General features: G+C 48.1%; 1 rRNA gene. It reads left to right on the forward strand.

The window, feature by feature from the left end:
* Positions 1-995, forward strand: a 23S ribosomal RNA gene (locus FLQ44_RS03110); the annotation flags it as partial.

Genomic DNA, 995 nt, shown 5'->3' on the forward strand with positions numbered 1-995 from the left:
CGTACACGGTGGATGCCTTGGCAATCAGAGGCGAAGAAGGACGTGCTAATCTGCGAAAAGCTTGGATGAGTTGATAAGAAGCGTTTAATCCAAGATATCCGAATGGGGAAACCCAGTAGATGAAGAATCTACTATTATTAAGTGAATACATAGCTTAATAAGGCAAACCGGGAGAACTGAAACATCTAAGTACCCCGAGGAAAAGAAATCAACCGAGATTCTGTAAGTAGCGGCGAGCGAAAGCGGAAGAGCCTGTTAGTGATAATGGTTTTGTTAGGAGAATGAGCTGGGAAGCTCAATCGTAGAGGGTGATAATCCCGTATCCGAAAACATTATTATGGTACTAAGCTAACGACAAGTAGGGCGGGACACGAGAAATCCTGTTTGAAGATGGGGGGACCATCCTCCAAGGCTAAATACTCCTGATTGACCGATAGTGAACCAGTACTGTGAAGGAAAGGCGAAAAGAACCCCAGTGAGGGGAGTGAAATAGAACCTGAAACCGTGTACGTACAAGCAGTGGGAGCAAGAGAAATCTTGTGACTGCGTACCTTTTGTATAATGGGTCAGCGACTTATATTTTGTAGCGAGGTTAACTGAATAAGGGAGCCGAAGGGAAACCGAGTCTTAACTGGGCGATTGAGTTGCAAGGTATAGACCCGAAACCCGGTGATCTAGCCATGGGCAGGTTGAAGATTGGGTAACACTAATTGGAGGACCGAACCGACTAATGTTGAAAAATTAGCGGATGACTTGTGGCTGGGGGTGAAAGGCCAATCAAACCGGGAGATAGCTGGTTCTCCCCGAAATCTATTTAGGTAGAGCCTTGAGCGGACACCTTCGGGGGTAGAGCACTGTTTCGGCTAGGGGTCCATCCCGGATTACCAACCCGATGCAAACTGCGAATACCGAAGAGTGATACTCAGGAGACACACGGCGGGTGCTAACGTCCGTCGTGGAGAGGGAAACAACCCAGACCGCCAGCTAAGGTCCCC

Source organism: Vogesella mureinivorans (assembly GCF_007644035.1).
GTDB lineage: Bacteria > Pseudomonadota > Gammaproteobacteria > Burkholderiales > Chromobacteriaceae > Vogesella > Vogesella mureinivorans.